18 protein-coding genes are annotated in these 15,673 nt (G+C 50.6%); 16 read left to right on the top strand and 2 right to left on the bottom strand.

The window, feature by feature from the left end; genetic code table 11:
* Entirely contained in the window at nucleotides 1–741 is a 741-nt protein-coding gene (locus tag J0X21_RS04775; protein ID WP_206811046.1) for a ZIP family metal transporter, read from the bottom strand.
* Between the two features lie 216 nt (nucleotides 742–957).
* Here J0X21_RS04775 and spoIIR point away from each other — a divergent pair, with 216 nt between their 5' ends.
* Nucleotides 958–1,656: a stage II sporulation protein R gene (gene spoIIR / locus J0X21_RS04770; RefSeq protein WP_236006081.1), complete on the top strand. Its 699-nt coding sequence runs from the start codon at nucleotides 958–960 to the stop codon at nucleotides 1,654–1,656.
* Between the two features lie 98 nt (nucleotides 1,657–1,754).
* On the opposite strand, the gene J0X21_RS04765 is transcribed toward spoIIR, so the two are convergent.
* Nucleotides 1,755–2,513 (bottom strand): LytR/AlgR family response regulator transcription factor, encoded by a 759-nt coding sequence (locus J0X21_RS04765; RefSeq protein ID WP_206811045.1) that lies wholly within the window; start codon nucleotides 2,511–2,513, stop codon nucleotides 1,755–1,757.
* A gap of 245 nt (nucleotides 2,514–2,758) precedes the next feature.
* Between J0X21_RS04765 and J0X21_RS04760 the strand changes: the two genes are divergently transcribed.
* The 15 genes from J0X21_RS04760 to rph all read left to right on the top strand — a co-directional run bounded on the left by J0X21_RS04760 (nucleotide 2,759) and on the right by rph (nucleotide 15,673).
* Entirely contained in the window at nucleotides 2,759–3,466 is a 708-nt protein-coding gene (locus tag J0X21_RS04760) for a GerMN domain-containing protein (RefSeq protein WP_206811044.1), read from the top strand.
* Nucleotides 3,467–3,646: 180 nt separating this feature from the next.
* A complete protein-coding gene (locus J0X21_RS04755; protein WP_206811043.1) occupies nucleotides 3,647–4,204 on the top strand; it encodes an HD-GYP domain-containing protein in 558 nt (185 codons plus the stop codon).
* Between the two features lie 130 nt (nucleotides 4,205–4,334).
* Nucleotides 4,335–5,030, top strand: coding sequence for an ABC transporter ATP-binding protein (locus J0X21_RS04750; RefSeq protein ID WP_206811042.1), 696 nt, complete (start codon nucleotides 4,335–4,337; stop codon nucleotides 5,028–5,030).
* A gap of 117 nt (nucleotides 5,031–5,147) precedes the next feature.
* On the top strand, nucleotides 5,148–6,032 hold the full coding sequence (locus tag J0X21_RS04745) for an aspartate/glutamate racemase family protein (RefSeq protein WP_206811041.1): 885 nt from the start codon (nucleotides 5,148–5,150) through the stop codon (nucleotides 6,030–6,032).
* 197 nt (nucleotides 6,033–6,229) lie between these two features.
* Nucleotides 6,230–7,240: a 2-hydroxyacyl-CoA dehydratase family protein gene (locus J0X21_RS04740; RefSeq protein ID WP_206811040.1), complete on the top strand. Its 1,011-nt coding sequence runs from the start codon at nucleotides 6,230–6,232 to the stop codon at nucleotides 7,238–7,240.
* 51 nt (nucleotides 7,241–7,291) lie between these two features.
* A complete protein-coding gene (locus J0X21_RS04735; protein WP_206811039.1) occupies nucleotides 7,292–8,059 on the top strand; it encodes an acyl-CoA dehydratase activase in 768 nt (255 codons plus the stop codon).
* Nucleotides 8,060–8,083: 24 nt separating this feature from the next.
* Nucleotides 8,084–8,941, top strand: coding sequence for a fumarate hydratase (locus J0X21_RS04730; RefSeq protein WP_206811038.1), 858 nt, complete (start codon nucleotides 8,084–8,086; stop codon nucleotides 8,939–8,941).
* Entirely contained in the window at nucleotides 8,941–9,498 is a 558-nt protein-coding gene (locus J0X21_RS04725; protein WP_206811037.1) for a Fe-S-containing hydro-lyase, read from the top strand. Before J0X21_RS04730 ends, J0X21_RS04725 begins: the two co-directional genes overlap by 1 nt.
* A 272-nt stretch (nucleotides 9,499–9,770) precedes the next feature.
* Entirely contained in the window at nucleotides 9,771–9,986 is a 216-nt protein-coding gene (locus tag J0X21_RS04720; protein ID WP_206811036.1) for a hypothetical protein, read from the top strand.
* Between the two features lie 502 nt (nucleotides 9,987–10,488).
* Nucleotides 10,489–11,235 (top strand): nitrite reductase, encoded by a 747-nt coding sequence (locus J0X21_RS15600; protein WP_206811035.1) that lies wholly within the window; start codon nucleotides 10,489–10,491, stop codon nucleotides 11,233–11,235.
* A 67-nt stretch (nucleotides 11,236–11,302) separates the two neighbouring features.
* Nucleotides 11,303–11,704: a nitrite reductase gene (locus J0X21_RS04710; RefSeq protein WP_206811034.1), complete on the top strand. Its 402-nt coding sequence runs from the start codon at nucleotides 11,303–11,305 to the stop codon at nucleotides 11,702–11,704.
* Nucleotides 11,705–11,760: 56 nt separating this feature from the next.
* Nucleotides 11,761–13,005 carry a globin-coupled sensor protein gene (locus J0X21_RS04705; protein ID WP_206811033.1) on the top strand — a complete coding sequence of 415 codons (1,245 nt, stop codon included), beginning with the start codon at nucleotides 11,761–11,763 and terminating at the stop codon, nucleotides 13,003–13,005.
* On the top strand, nucleotides 13,002–14,225 hold the full coding sequence (locus J0X21_RS04700) for an HD-GYP domain-containing protein (RefSeq protein ID WP_206811032.1): 1,224 nt from the start codon (nucleotides 13,002–13,004) through the stop codon (nucleotides 14,223–14,225). The genes J0X21_RS04705 and J0X21_RS04700 overlap by 4 nt, the downstream gene beginning before the upstream one ends.
* Before the next feature lie 61 nt (nucleotides 14,226–14,286).
* Nucleotides 14,287–14,928, top strand: a complete 642-nt coding sequence (locus J0X21_RS04695) for an O-methyltransferase (RefSeq protein ID WP_206811031.1) — start codon at nucleotides 14,287–14,289, stop codon at nucleotides 14,926–14,928.
* Nucleotides 14,929–14,947: 19 nt separating this feature from the next.
* The gene (rph, locus tag J0X21_RS04690; protein ID WP_206811030.1) at nucleotides 14,948–15,673 is read left to right on the top strand and encodes a ribonuclease PH; all 726 of its coding nucleotides are present in this window, start codon (nucleotides 14,948–14,950) and stop codon (nucleotides 15,671–15,673) included.

Below are 15,673 nucleotides of genomic sequence, written 5' to 3'. Positions count from 1 at the left end.
CTAAGTTGGATGCGCTAAGCTTAGGAAAGCGAAGAAGGTGAAGCCAATGGCGGCGCCGAGGAGCGCGTAACGGGGATGGCGTTCACGGGCGAGCGGCCACAGCTCAGCATAAACCAGAAAAGCCATGGCCCCGGCCGCGAAGGCTAAAAAGAAGGCGAGCGAGTTTTGGACGGCCTGTAAGGCGATGAGGCCCAGAAAGGCTCCGAGCGGCGTAAAAAAGGCGATTCCAAGATTAAGGGCAAGTATTTTCCACGTGCGCAGATTAGCCATGCGCAGGGGTGTAGTGGTAGCCATTCCTTCCGGGAGGTTATGGAGAGCGATTGCCAGGGCAATGAGCAAGCCCAGTTCAGGAGTGGCTTCCTGCCCGACAGCAATTGCCATACCTTCCGGCAGATCATGCAGGGCAATCCCGGCCGCAACCAGAAGACCGATGCGTTTAAGGCGCTGGCGCCTGGTCAGAGGCAATGCACTTCTGGGGCGGTTAATCTGTATATCGGCAACTTTCATAAACGCAAGCCCAAGCATTATGCCGAATAGAACTTGAATACGGGGCCCGACTTCCCAAGCCATAGGCAGTAAATCCACGGAGACCACCGCCAGCATCACTCCCCCTGCTCCGGCCAGAAGAGTGGCTAACACCCTTTCTTCCGGCTTGCCCAAGAGCAGGACAATCACACTGCCCAAGGTAGTAGCTAAGCCTGCAATCGTGCTTATACGCAAAATCTCAAGGATATTGTCCAAGGAAGATTCCCTCCCTGTTAGCCGCCAGTCATATGCTACTGCATATTTATTTAACGGGGGTGCATTTTATCACCTCGGGGGTTTAATTTTACCCAGAAAGATGATATTGAAGATTTTTTCACAAAAATGCCCAAAATGATGTATTAACCTTCTTCTCCACAGGCAAGACTTTAGTTAGAGGCTTAGGAGAAAGAAGGTTTTTAACTTTTGTTTACAATGAAGTACACGCCGGTACATCTTAAATTGGGAGTCATCGCCTTAATCGGTTTTATGCTGTTACTTTTCGCAGGGTTAAACTTAAGTTCCGAATGGAATCTGAGTTCCGGATTAAACTTAAGTTCCGGATTGAACCAAGGGTCTGAAGCAAATGCGCCGGTTGATCCTGAGCAGCCTTTGATCCGTTTCCATGTAATTGCTAATTCCGATAGCAAGGAGGATCAAGCTTTGAAATGGGCGGTGAGGGACCGTATACTGAGTGAGCTGTCCCCGCGTTTGGCCCAGTCTCAATCTTTGGCCGAGTCTCGTAGCCTGCTTGAGGAATTAAGGCCGGAAATGGAGCGCCTGGCGGAAACGGTAGTGCGGGAGCATGGGTATGAATACAGCGTGCACACGGAATTCGGACGGTTTCTTTTTCCGACGAAATCCTACGGGTCGTTTGTCCTCCCGGCCGGGGAATATGAAGCGTTACGGGTGGTCATCGGGCAAGGGCAGGGAGCAAACTGGTGGTGCGTGCTGTTTCCGCCGATTTGTTTTGTAGATATCGAACATTCCACAGCAGTTCCGGTCGATGGCAAAGCCCCCGTGCCACTGAAGCAGGAGCCATCCGGGGAAAAATCAGATGCTAAACTGTCAGATGCTAAACCGGTGGTAAAATTATGGATTTGGGAAAAAGCAAAAGAGATTCTTAGGCGCTAGGCTTAAGAATCTCTTTTACTCATTCTTTAGCATGCTTGGAGCAATTCTCCACACGCTCCCATTCTGACTCCTGGATTCTGAATTCTGACTCCTGTTTATTACAGCCCCAAAATATCTTTAAGCTTACGTGACTGTGTTCGGCTGACCGGGATTTCGCTGCGCTCATGGTCATCAACTACAACGGTATACGTGCCGTTAAAGTAGGGAATGAGCTCGCGCATGCGCTGAATATTCACCAGATAACAACGGTGGGAGCGGAAAAACATGTTTGGATTGAGCCTTAACTCCAGGTCCCGCAATGTAAACCGGGTGAGATAAGAATCCTTTTGAGTTTTAACGTAGACATTGTCTTTATCGGTATAAATATAAATAATTTCATCCTGACGGAGCAGAATCGTCTTTCCTCTTTGTTCTACCGGAATCACTTCCAGGGGCTTGACCCCTGACGTATCAGCTTTAGCAGCCGCAGCCGCTTTCTTGGCAGCGCTCGATCCTTTAAGCTGACGGACTTTGTTTAACGCCTCTTCGAGGCGTTTGGGATGAATCGGTTTGAGGAGGTAGTCTAAAGCATTGACGGCAAAAGCCGGAAAGGCATACTCTTCATGGGCCGTGGTAAAGATGATGGCCGGGGGATCCGGTTTTTCGCGCAACTGGGCTGCCAGATCGATCCCGTTCAAACCGGGCATATCGATGTCAAGAAAAATCACGGAATAATCCACGCTGTTAATCAACTCTAACGCTTCCAGAGCATTGGCTGCCTCACCGACGACCTGTATGTCTTCGAAAGGCTGCAGCAAATAGCGCAATTCTTTGCGGGCAGGTGACTCATCGTCAACCAGCAAGGCTCTAAATTTCAAGTATGATCCCTCATTTCTCCTAGGCATATTCATAGAGACACTCTATTATTTAGACATTTCTGAAAAGAATCCTTTAAGATTGATAAATTTTATTTTATATAATTATACCACAGAAAAGCGGTTGGTGTATTTAGAAGAATTTCCCTTAAATATAGCAATTCTCCACTGAAGAACCTGTACTATTTTTGTGGACAAAGCATAAAGATGTAATAAATTAGGTTCAGTCGAAGAAGGGGGCAAATGAAATGCATGCCAAGGAGAAACGAAAGAGAAATGTTTGGCTTAAACTGCTTCTCACCGGTATTCTTCTAAGCTTCAGTGTGTTATATGCAGGAGGATGTGGAACTTTAGAGACCTTGCTTAAAAAAGATGCCCCTGCCACGAGCTTGGGTCAATGGGTTGGGGGGAAAACAGACACTTTGCCCGCCAATGCGGATGGGAAAACCGTCACCCTTTATTTTGCAGACGCTTCAGGCAAGTACTTAGTTAAAGAAGAAAGAACATTGCCTAAAACGGTTAGCATCGCCCGCGAGACGGTCACTCAATGGCTGAAAGGACCCGCGGCCAAAGACGGAACCAGCCAGCCGGCGGTTGCACCGGGGACGGCTCTTCTTGACATTGCGGTTAAAGATAACGTCGCCATCGTAGACTTAAGCAAGGAATTTCTCCAGCAAAATTCCAAAGTCTCACCGGAAATTACCTTGTATGGTTTGGCTAATACCTTAACTCAATTCCCGACCATTAAGGAAGTAAGAGTCCGGGTTGAAGGGAAAACGCTTAACTCTTTCGGCGGAATTGATATCACGCACTTAGGAAACAAAGCCGGTTTGGTTAAAGGTAACGTAGCGGGTATAAAAAACAGTACGGATAATGTTCAAAATTCCAGTGGCAATGCACTTCCGGATTCCCCCAGTTCCATCAATCTCTTCGCTTATCCGCCGGCTTCCACCTGATTGAACGAGACTTCATTCAGAGACGAAAGTTTGCCTTATTTTTGACCCTCCGAGGAGGGTCTATATTTGTTTTAGTTATTATGGTATCTTGTAAATTAAATCACAAGAAAAAGGTTTTTTTATTTAGATGTAGAATAAAAGCTGTAGAATTTAGAAGTTGTTCAAGGGGGATCAAAGCGTATGGACAGCGGGCAGCTTGAGGATTTTTTAGGAAGGATTCGCAGTAAGGATGATCTCACCTATCAGCACTGTGGTAAGTCCGCGGAATACGCTTTGCGCCTCGGAGAAGTGCTTAACCTGCCACCGGAGGAATTGGCCCGGCTAAAAACCGCAGCCATGCTTCATGACCTGGGGAAAATCCGGGTGCCGGATGAGATCCTGCTTAAACCGGCCGCTTTGACCGAGGAGGAATTCTCCTTAATCCGGTGTCATCCTGCCTGGGGCGCTGAAATGGTCGAAGAGGAAGATGACTCGCACTACCGGGAGGTCGCGGATATCATCCGCCATCATCATGAACGCTATGATGGAATGGGTTACCCCCAGGGACTGGCTTCTGCTGACATTCCCTACCTGGCTCAGATTGTAGCAATTGCGGATGCTTATGATGCGATGACCTCTGACCGCCCATACCGGGCAGCCCTCCCTTTTAATCGAGTTCAGGAAATTTTAGTGGAAGAACGAGGAAGACAGTTCCAGCCGGAATTGGTCGACCGTTTTTTAGAGATAATTTGTGCTTAAAGAATCGTGCAAACTCCCACCGGATGTACTGGGTGGGAGTTTTTCTGCGGATTTAGGGTATGATTAAAACTAATTTCGCCACACTAAATCCAATGAGGTTAAAAATAGCGACGGGAAAGGACATCGGACTTTGATCGGTCTTCGAGGGGTAAGGAAAACTTACAGAGCCGGGGATATCGAAGTGGAAGCACTCACCGGGATTGACCTTGAGGTGCAGGCTGGAGAATTTATCGCGATCATGGGTCCTTCCGGATCGGGCAAGTCGACCATGATGAATATTCTCGGTTGTCTTGACATCCCGAGCGCAGGGGAGTACATTCTTGATGGTATTAATGTGGCGCGGGCTTCCGGGGATGAATTGGCCCATATCCGCAACCAAAAGATTGGATTTGTGTTTCAAGGCTTTAATCTCTTGGCCCGTACAACAGCGGTTGAAAATGTAGAACTCCCTTTGATTTATGCCGGAGTAAGAGGGAAGGAACGGTTTCAGCGCTCCTTGCAGGCGCTTCACTCCGTAGGACTGGGGGACCGGGTCAATCATCGTCCGCAAGAGTTGTCCGGGGGCCAGCAGCAGCGGGTGGCGATTGCCAGAGCCTTGATTAACCATCCGGCGCTCATTCTCGCGGACGAACCGACGGGGAATTTAGACAGCCGTTCCAGTGAGGAAGTTATGGGGATTTTTCAGCGTTTGCACAAGGAGGGCCATACGATTATCCTGGTAACTCACGAGCCGGATATCGCAGAATATACCAGGCGCATTGTGCGTTTTCGCGATGGCCGGATCGAAGGAGATGAGCCGGTAAAGAATCAGCGGCTGGTGCACTAGCCTATATACTTTTCTTTCCGTTTTGAACCTTTTTGCACAAGAAATCATAGTATTAAAGGTGGTCAGAATTCAGGAGCCGGAGTTCAGAATCAGACGTGAAGGGGTGGCGGGGGACTCGTGAAAAAGCAGCGCATCATCGGGATGTTTGACTCAGGGGTCGGGGGCTTAACCGTAATGAAGGAGATTCTTGACCAGATTGAGGATGTCCGGATTGTGTATGTCGGGGATACGGCCCGTGTTCCTTACGGAAACCGGACCTTAGAGGAACTGATTCGTTTTGGGGAAGAAATTATAACTTTTTTAATCAGTCAGGGGGCAGAAATAATTGTTGCAGCCTGTAATACCAGTTCGGCCACCGCTCTGCCGGTGTTAAAGGACCGCTTCGATATCCCGTTAATCGGAATGATTGAGCCGGGCGCACGCTTGGCGGTCAAACATACCAAAGAGGGCCGAATCGGGCTGATTGCTACCGAAGCAACCGTTCGCAGCAAAACTTACGCTTCAGCCGTGAGTAAAGCTTTAGCTAAGGGCGTGCTGCCCCAGGAACAGAGGTTGAGCGCAGCCTGGAAGCAGGGAGAGCAGCCGATCGCTTTAGCGAAGGCCCAGGCGTGTCCGCTCTTTGTGCCCCTGGTGGAAGCAGGTTTGGCCAATTCAGCCGAGGCCAGAGGAATTGCCCGTACTTATCTGGAACCGTTGGTCCAAGCAGAAGTTGATACTTTAATTCTCGGATGTACGCATTATCCCTTCTTGACACCGGTTTTGCGTGAGGTGCTCGGTGACGGAGTGGTGTTGGTCGACCCGGCGCTGGCGGTGGTAGAAGAAGTGCGGGAGCTGCTAAGCCGTCTGGAAGCGCGGGATGAGGCGGTACCAGTGCCCGAACCTGCATCCTCCTGGCGTGTCCGCTATTTTGTGAGCGGAGATCCGGGGCTGTTCCGGCAGGTAGGGAACACCCTGCTTTCCGAGCCGATCGGAGAGGTGCATAAAGTTAGCTGGGGGGAATAAATCCTAAATTCTATATATTGTAAGCGTCTTGCAAGTCTTATAGCATAGGTTTATGATAAAGTAGAAATGATATCAATTGGGTGAGCTAGGGCTCACCTTTAAACATTATCATTAATAGAAATTAATTTGCACTAATAGAAATTAATTAGCACTATGAGAAATTCGGTTTAGCGCTAATAAGAATTCGGGAGTAAATCATGGGTAAGATCGGAATGACGACCACCGTACCTGTGGAGGTGGTCTATGCGGCCGGAGAAATTCCTGTTGATTTAAATAACATTTTTATTACAAGCACGGAAGCGATGAAGCGGGTGGAAGAGGCGGAGCTGTCAGGGTATCCGCGCAATGTCTGCGGCTGGATTAAAGGGCTTTATTCTACGGCTCTGATGAACCCGGATATTCGCCGGATTATTGCGGTCACCCAGGGAGATTGCAGCAATACCCACGCCCTGATGGAGACATGGTCTGTCGAAGGGCTGGAAATTATCCCCTTTGCCTTTCCTTATGACCGGGATGCGGACATGCTGCGCCTGCAGATAGAGAAGCTGATTCAAGCCTTAGGCACGACTTGGGAAGAGGTTCAGGGCCAGAAAGAGCGGCTTGACCGGGTGCGTGCCCGTGCCTGGGAGATTGACCGCCTGACCTGGGAAGACAACAAAGTCAGCGGATTTGAGAACCACCTGATGCTAGTTTCCTGTTCGGATTTTAACGGGGATCCGGAAGGGTTCGCCCGGGAACTGGATGAATTTATCGCTAAAGCCAAAGAGCGCACTCCCTGGCCTGAACGTTCGGGCGGCAATTCTAAGGGTAAACGGGAAGTCCGCCTTGGGTTTATCGGGGTTCCTCCCATTTTCCCCGAGCTTTATGACTTTATCGAGAACCAGGGGGCGCGGGTGGTCTTTAATGAGGTGCAGCGGATGTTTAGCATGCCTTTTGCCACGCCTGATATTGTGGAACAGTACCGGTTATATACTTATCCCTACCCGGTATTTGGCCGGATTGAGGATATTGCCCGGGAAATTGAACGGCGGCAGCTGGATGGGATCATTCATTATACCCAAAGCTTTTGCTACCGCCAGATTGAGGATCTGATCATCCGGAAAAAACTGAATTGCCCGATGCTCACGATCGAAGGAGAAAATCCGACCGGTCTGGACGCCCGTACGAAAATGCGCCTGGAATCTTTTTTGCAAATGCTTCAAGATTAGATGCTTTTTCAGTGTTGGACTGATTGGCCGTAAGAAACGGAGGTGAGGGCTTTGCCCACGACGGTATGCGGAGTGGATTTGGGAAGCAGGAGTGTGAAGCTGGCCCTCATGGAGCCTTTTCGCATCATGCGCCTGGAAAAAATCGACACCATCCAGTTCTACCGGGAGTATGGACGCAAAGAAGAGGGCAAGCTCAAAGTCGATTTCCGCGCGCTGGGGCTTCCGCAAGTGGAACGGGTGATTTCAACCGGATATGGCCGCAACACCCTGGAACTGGCGGGCGGCACGGCCATTCCCGAATTGAAGGCCCATGTCCTGGGAGCAGTGTGGCAGACAGGACTGCAGGATTTTACATTAGTGGACCTGGGAGGACAAGACAGCAAGATTATTCAAGTACTAAAAGGGAAAATGACAGATTTTCTGACGAATGACAAGTGCGCCGCTTCCTCGGGACGATATCTGGAGAATATGAGCACGGTTCTCGGAATTTCACTGGCAGAACTGGGCGGGTACGAAGCAGATCCGGTGGAATTAAGTTCAACCTGTGCCGTCTTTGGAGAGAGTGAGCTCATCGGCCGGATTGCGGAAGGTTATCCGATCGCCAGGCTGGCTGCGGGAGTGAATGCCACGATTATTAAACGCATTTTGCCCCTGCTCCGGTCATTTCCGGGGGAAACCCTGGTTTTCACCGGCGGAGTGGCCTATAATGCGGCAGTGCGCAAGCTGCTGGCAGAAGGAAGCAGGCGGGAGGTGATTGTCCCACCGGAGCCCCAGTTTAACGGAGCGATCGGCTGCTGTCTCTATGGCCTGAAGGAATAAAATTAAGGTGAAAGAGGGAGAAAAGTGAAACAAATTCATGTTAGTGAAATTAGTGACGCGGTGGAAAAACTCTGCATTGAAGCCAATTATGATTTGGGCGCGGATATCATGACCGGGTTTAAAAAGGCTTTGCAAACCGAAAGTTCTCCCTTGGGGCGCGAGGTCTTAGAACGTTTAATTGAAAACGCGGCCATTGCCCATGAGGAAAGAGTGCCGATGTGCCAGGACACGGGTATGGCCGTGGTGTTCGCGGAAGTCGGGCAGGATGTCCACGTGGTAGGCGGATCCTTGACCGAGGCTTTGAATGAAGGAGTGAGGCGCGGGTATGAAAAGGGGTTCTTGCGCAAATCCGTGGTTAATGATCCGTTTGAACGGGTAAATACCGGGGACAACACGCCGGCTATCATTCATTATGATATCGTTCCTGGAGATAAAATTCACATTACCGTGGCTCCTAAAGGGTTTGGCAGTGAGAACATGGGTGCGCTTAAAATGTGCAAGCCTTCCGAGGGCCTGGAAGGCGCGATGAATTTCGTCGTGGAGACGGTGGATAAAGCCGGCGGGAACCCTTGCCCCCCGATTGTGGTGGGTGTTGGGGTCGGCGGAACCATGGAAAAGGCCACTTTCCTAGCGAAAAAGGCTTTGACCCGTACTTTGGGCCAGCCGAATCCGGAGGAGCGCCTGGCTAAGATTGAGCAAGAACTCTTAGAGCGCATTAATAAACTGGGAATAGGACCCCAAGGATTTGGTGGAAACACCACGGCCTTGGCGGTACACTTGGAGGTCTATCCGACCCATATTGCCGGGATGCCGGTGGCCGTGAATATTAACTGCCACGCGACCCGCCATCAGGAAGTAACCCTTGAAGGGAGGAATGAATAATGGCAGATGTTATCCGGATTGAAACTCCTTTCACCCATGAGATGGTGCGCACTCTTAAGGCCGGGGATAATGTCTTAATCAGCGGAGTGATTTATACGGGGCGGGATGCCGCGCACAAAAAAATGATTGAAGCCTTGGCCAGAGGGGAAGAGCTTCCCTTTGACATCCGGGAGCAAATCATCTATTTTGTCGGCCCGACGCCGCCCAAACCCGGACAGGTGATCGGGTCGGCCGGTCCCACCACGAGCGGCCGCATGGACGCTTATTCCCCGACTTTGATCGGCAAAGGGCTTACCGGGATGATCGGAAAGGGCCTGCGCTCTGCTGAAGTTATCTCAGCCATGAAGGAACACGGAGCGGTGTACTTCGGAGCAATCGGGGGCGCAGGGGCTTTGATGGCGAAGCGGATTGTTTCCGCTGAGGTGATCGCGTACCCTGAACTTGGCCCGGAGGCGGTGCGGCGCCTGGAAGTGAAGGATTTTCCGGCGATGGTGATTATCGACAGCCAGGGAAATAATCTTTACGAAACGGGGAAAGCCCAGTACCGCCAGAGCTAGTACGAAGTTCGAGGTTCGAAGTCCGCGGTCCGAGAGAAGCGGAACTAAATATTAAATTGAAACATGCCGCTGCGTACTATGGAAGTTTGCAGCGGCATGTTAATTTTGGGTGTTCAATGAAATTCCCTATTTACTTTTGGCGGCAATCGTGGTATATATGTAAAGTTAGAACCAACTTTATAAAAATTTCACAATTTCTTAACGAAAATTTAACGTTTAATTGGTATAATAAATCCATGTTTCTTTTGGGTTACAGGGAGGAGGAACAAGACATGAGCCGCTGTCCTTTTTGCGGAGCACGTTTGGTAGGGAGAATCGGACGGGAACGGTATTATTGCAGTGAGTGCTGTCATGAGTGGACTGTAGATGAGGGCCATATTAAAATATTCCGGATTTTGGCCGACGGAACGGTGGATTCTCTTAAGCTTGGATCGGATACGGTTTTGGTCAATGCCAAGAGCCGCTTAAAACGGAAGCAGGCTGGATGAATTACTTCCTAAAAAGAATAGAATAGCCACCAATTAGAACCGGCGAGGAATAACCCGCCGGTTTTCTCTACCCCGAAATTGGTCATTATCCCACTTTAACGAAAATTTAGAGTCTCTCCCCGGAATCAGGCAGGACTTTTTTAGAATTAATCGAAATACGTTAATCAATATAGTGTTGCGGTAATAAGGAGTCTGGAGTCAGGAGTCAGACTTCCATGCTGCTACGCAGCACCACTGATGAATGTAACAGGCAAGCTACCTTGCGGAGCGAACCGTAGAGCAGAGGAGCGTCGTGAGCGCAGTCGACGAAGCGTGAAGCCGCGCCACGGTTCACTCCAGGTATTACCCAAAGGTTTGGCGCGGTAGCGAGTCGACAAGCGAGCAGCTCCGGCGCGTGGTGAGCGGGCAAGGTAGCTTGCCGGCATGTTACAGGGCAGAAGTCAGAATAAGTTTCGGGTATAAATCAAGGGTCTTATATCTCAAGAAAGGAGAGAAATCAGCGGTGACTAAATTAGTGCAGGACAGCCGCTTTAGCTGGACGGGGGAGGTGGTTTCGTGTTCCAGCGGAATCACATGGGGTATCGCGGAACAGGCAAATGGACTGATGGCCATTTTGCTCAATGTACCGGGAGGGATTCTTACCGGGAGGCAGGTTAAAGTGATGGGGGAGATTGTCGGGGATGACGGCATCATTAAGAATAGCCGCCGGATGGCTCCCATTCTGCTTATCCCTAAAGAGCGGGTTGCTTCTGCATTGATCCAGCTTGAAGAAGCGAGTTTGCGTCCAGCCTGTCTGAATGGAAGTGTGCGCAATATCGTATCTTGTCCGGGCAAGGGTTTTTCGAAAAATTCGCGTGGGGATACTTTGGAATTAGCTCAGGCTCTGGATGCGGAGTTTTATGGTACTGTCTTGCCCTGGGATTTTAAAATCGGAATCTCCGGCTGCCCGCGCAATTGTTCCGGCGTTCAGTGTCACGATATCGGCCTGATGGCGGAGCCGCGCGGGAAGTTTTCACTTTGGATCGGGGGTACGGAGTCGGGCATGAATCCCCGGCATGGGTCGTTGATCCGCAAAGGGGTCACGCGGGCCCAAGTGCCGGTAGCTGTGCGGCGTATTTTGGAACTGTATGCCGAAGGGGCAGAGGAATACCGGGAAGAGTTGGGAAAGAGAATCCGCCTTTATCATGTCTTGGATAAGACCGGGATGGAGCGGTTTGAACAGGCTGTAGCGAAAGTGCTTGCAGAGTAAAGAGGAATTCTTGCGGACAGATTGAAATAGTTATGGTAGGGATTTTACATGAGAAAGGAAGTTGCTTATGGGCCAGCAGGGATTTAGCAAACTAAGCGCGTATAAAGCGTTTTCCAAGATGGATAAAGCGTGCAAGCCAGGCTGTCATTGCACGGCTCTGTGCCAGTTGTTTATGGCGAAGGAAATCTTAGGAGCCTCGGCTCAGACAGGGGAGAAGTTTTCGGATAAGATTCCGGAAGATATATTCGCAATGTTCCGCAGTGTCCCGCTGGTGGCGGAACGATTTGACCAGATTGAGCTTCATGATGCCTTTCAGGAAGTTCAGAGTATTTGTGATGACTGTGCCATTGATGAACACGATTCGTTCTGTACGGTGAATGTGGTGCTTACAGCCTTAGGAATTTTAGTGTACGGGAAAGATTTTGTATCCGAAAAAGACAGAGAGCAAGAAGCTTCAACTAAAGGGTAAAGTTTGGCAACTGCTGAAAAAAATAGTTTAGCTTTAAGTGAGAGGTGGTTAAAGAAATGTCTGAACTACGTTTTAGTATGAATGAATCATTACAGATGTTAAAAATGGACGCTCAAGAACTGGCTTTGCTGAAAGAACTCTATCCGATTCTCGAGCGTGAGGCGGAGGAAATTGTAGATAACTTTTATCAGCATGTTTTAAAGCTCGGCGGCCTCAAAGACATTGTGGACCGGTTTTCCAGTGTGGATCGCTTAAAGGTAACGATGAAGAAATACCTGCTTACTCTGGCTCCCTCAAAGATTGACGAGGGATTTATCGCTTGGCGTCTCAAAATAGGGGAAGTACATAAGCGCATCGATTTGCCCCCTTTTTATTACTTAAGCGCATATCAGACCCTGTATGATGAGATCGTACCCCGGATTTTCAAGGCCTGCCGCAAGAAGCCGGAACAAGGGATGCGCCTGACACTGGCTCTCTTGCGTATCCTGAGTTTTGACCAGCAAGTGGTGATGGCGAGCTACATTCAGTTTTATATGCAGGAAATCGATAAAAAAACGGAACTGCAAGCGGCCCTCGAGGAACTGGACGCGCTTCAGCGCCGGGTCAGTGAAGCCAGCCAGGCTCTGGCGGCAACTTCTGAGGAAACGGCGGCATCTGCGACGCAAATGCACGAGGCGACGGAAGTTATTTCGAAGACCGCCGGAGAGGCAGCCCAGTTCTCGCGCCAAGTGGATGTCCTGGCCCATGAGGGTCAGCACAAGATCAAGTTGATCTCGGAGAGGATACTGAATTTGGCCCAGATGACTGCCGAGATGAAAGGGAAAATGCTGGAACTGGATCAGAGTTCCGCCAAAATAGCTTCGGTTACGGATGTAATTAAGGAGATTGCATCCCAGACCAACCTTCTGGCCTTAAACGCGGCCATTGAAGCCGCCCGGGCCGGGGACAGCGGGCGCGGTTTCGGGGTGGTGGCAGAGGAAGTTAAAAAGCTGGCCAGTCATTCGGAACAATCCGTGAAAGAGATCAGCGCTATGATTGCCCTCACCAAGCAGAATACCCTAGCCGTTAACCAGGCCATTGCCAAGACCACTGGGGCTATGGAGGAAGCAGCCGCTGAGGCAGGTGAAGTCGTCAGCCGCTTTGATGAAATCATGTCCGCCATTAACTCCAGCATCCAACAGGTGCAACAGATTGCTTCCCAGATTGATGCTTTAGCCTTAACTGCAGGCCAGATCGGTGCGGCCTCCGAAGATGTGGCCGGTTCGGCCACCAACCTGGCTCAGATGGGATTGAGAGCATGATGCTAACAGCACACTATCTTAAAAGGATGTGGAGTTTCGCCAGGGCGCTTGACCTGGCCTTGGTGGATGAAGAGTTTGAACGCGGGTTTCAGTTTCAAATCGGGCGGCAGCATGGGGAGCGTGTTGCCTATATTTCACTATGTCTGGGGAAAATGATGGGCCTCAGGCAAGAGGATCTGTTTCATTTAACGGTGGCCGGCTTGCTCCATGATATCGGGGCAATCGCCGAGTTCAGACAGTGTCACGGAGCCCCCCAGCGGATGCGGGAGCATTCTTTGGTTGGAGCAAAAATGGTTGAAAATTTCCCGGCGGGAGAAATCCTGGCGCCGGCGATCCGTTACCATCACGAGGCGCCTGTGAGGGAACACGGGGTGACCGGGGTCGATGCGCAGGAAGTTCCTCTTTTTGCCCGGATTCTGGCTCTGGCAGACCACCTTGATATTATGATGGAAAGGCGCGTTCAGACCTATGCGGAACGGGAGCGCTTGATCCGCTGGGTCAAGGAAAACAGCGGCCGCTTGGTCTTTCCTGAAGTGGCTCAGGTATTTACCAAGGTGGCCGGGAGGGAAGCTTTTTGGCTTAATCTGGAGCAGCCTGACTTGCCTAATATTGTCCTGGGACAGCTTGAACTAAAAGGAATATCTCTTTCCAACTGGGAGTGGGACCGGGGATTTACTGTTCTATTGGCGGAAATGTTTGCCGGACTCGTCGACCAGAAGAGTCAATTTACGGCCAGGCATTCTCATGCCGTGGCGGAAACAGTACAGGAATTAGCGGCAGCGCTGAGCTGGGACAAAGAAAAACAAAGGGAGATATATCTCGCCGGCTTGCTTCATGATTTAGGCAAACTGGCGGTGCCGAATAAGATTCTGGATAAACCGGGCAAGCTAGAGTTGGAAGAGCTTGAGATAATCCGCACGCATTCCTACTATACGCATCGCCTGCTAACCGAAGCGGGGTTCCCTGCGGAATTGGTCGAGTGGGCCGCTTATCACCATGAACGGATGGATGGCTTGGGCTATCCCTTCGGATTTACAGCGAATGACCTGACTATAGGTTCGCGCTTGATGACGATTGCCGATATTTTTGCAGCCTTAACAGAGGAGAGACCGTATCGGGAAGCGCTGTCGGCCGGAAAAGCGCTGGAGATTCTGGCTAAGGGAGCAGGTACCGGTGTGGATGCCGAACTGCTGCAACTTGCCGGACAAGTGCTGGGGTAGAATCTCCGGGTGGGCCTTACGATGTTCTTTTGATCGGGATGTTAGATAGGGTGTTGGTTCGATGTTATATGCTTTTGAGTTGGAAAGTTATTTAGAAGGTTTACTGCCTGAGCGGCCCGATCTGCTGCAGGAAATGGAACATCTCGCTCTGGAGGAGACCATTCCGGTGGTCACTCCGGCAGTGGGTAATTTTTTATCGATCTTAGTATTAACCCAAAAACCGAAGGCTATATTAGAAATTGGGACTGCGATCGGATATTCTACGGTGTGGCTGGCTCAAGCAGCCCGTGAAGTGGGATGTCAGGTGACAACGGTTGATATGAATTCCGGGCGGCGTGAGCGGGCCTTGGAATTCTTTCGCCGGGCCGGATTGTCGGAGTATATCATGTCTCTGGCAGGAGACGCGCGCAAGGTCTTGCCGACACTGGCACAAACCTTTGATTTTGTGTTTATCGATGCGGCAAAAGGGGAATACCTAGAGTACCTGGAACTGCTCCACCCCTTAATTGCCCCGGGTGGAATGCTGGTGGCCGATAATGTGCTGTTCCGGGGTTGGGTGGTGCCGGGAGCGGTATTTGACCGGAAATATGAGAAAATGGTTCAAACGGTGCGCGCATTCCTTCAGCACTTAAGCGCAGATCCGAGGTTTCAGACGACGGTGCTGCCTTTTGGAGATGGACTGGCGGTTAGCATTAAGAAATAATGAAAAGAGGTTTCATTGGATGGGAAGAACGAATGGTCGGGCCTATGATGAACTGCGTCCGGTTAAAATAACGCGTAATTTTACCAAGGTCCCGGAAGGATCAGTCTTGATCGAAGTGGGAGAGACCAAGGTTTTGTGCACAGCCAGTATCGAGGACAAGGTTCCTCCCTTTCAAAAAGGAAGCGGGCAAGGCTGGATTACGGCTGAGTACAGTATGCTGCCCCGGGCTACCCAGGTCAGGACCCAGCGCGAGGCGAGCAAGGGCAAACTCACGGGCCGGACTATGGAAATTCAGCGCTTAATCGGCCGGGCCTTGCGTTCGGTGGTCGACCTGAGAAAGCTGGGAGAACGCACGATCTGGCTTGACTGTGATGTGCTTCAGGCTGACGGCGGCACGCGCACAGCTTCAATTACCGGAGCCTATGTTGCTTTGGTGGATGCCGTCCGGACGCTGCTTGAGCGCAAAGCACTGGCTCAGACCCCGATCTTGGATTCGATTGCAGCTGTATCTGTGGGTAAGATCAATGGGGAAGCACGCCTGGATTTGGCTTATGAGGAGGATTCTCAAGCTGAAGTAGACATGAACGTGGTCATGACCGGGTCGGGAAAATTCGTAGAGATTCAGGGAACGGCGGAAAAGACAGCCTTTGACCGGGAAGAGCTGGATTGGTTTCTCTTGCTTGCCGAGAAAGGAATTAAGGAATTGATGAAGTTTCAGGGACAGGCATTGGAAGAGGGTAGGTAA

The sequence above is a fragment of the Paradesulfitobacterium ferrireducens genome (assembly GCF_017310645.1).
GTDB classification, from domain to species: domain Bacteria; phylum Bacillota; class Desulfitobacteriia; order Desulfitobacteriales; family Desulfitobacteriaceae; genus Paradesulfitobacterium; species Paradesulfitobacterium ferrireducens.
The sequence above is the reverse complement of the archived record's forward strand: the minus strand, read 5'-3'. Positions and strand labels throughout refer to the sequence as shown.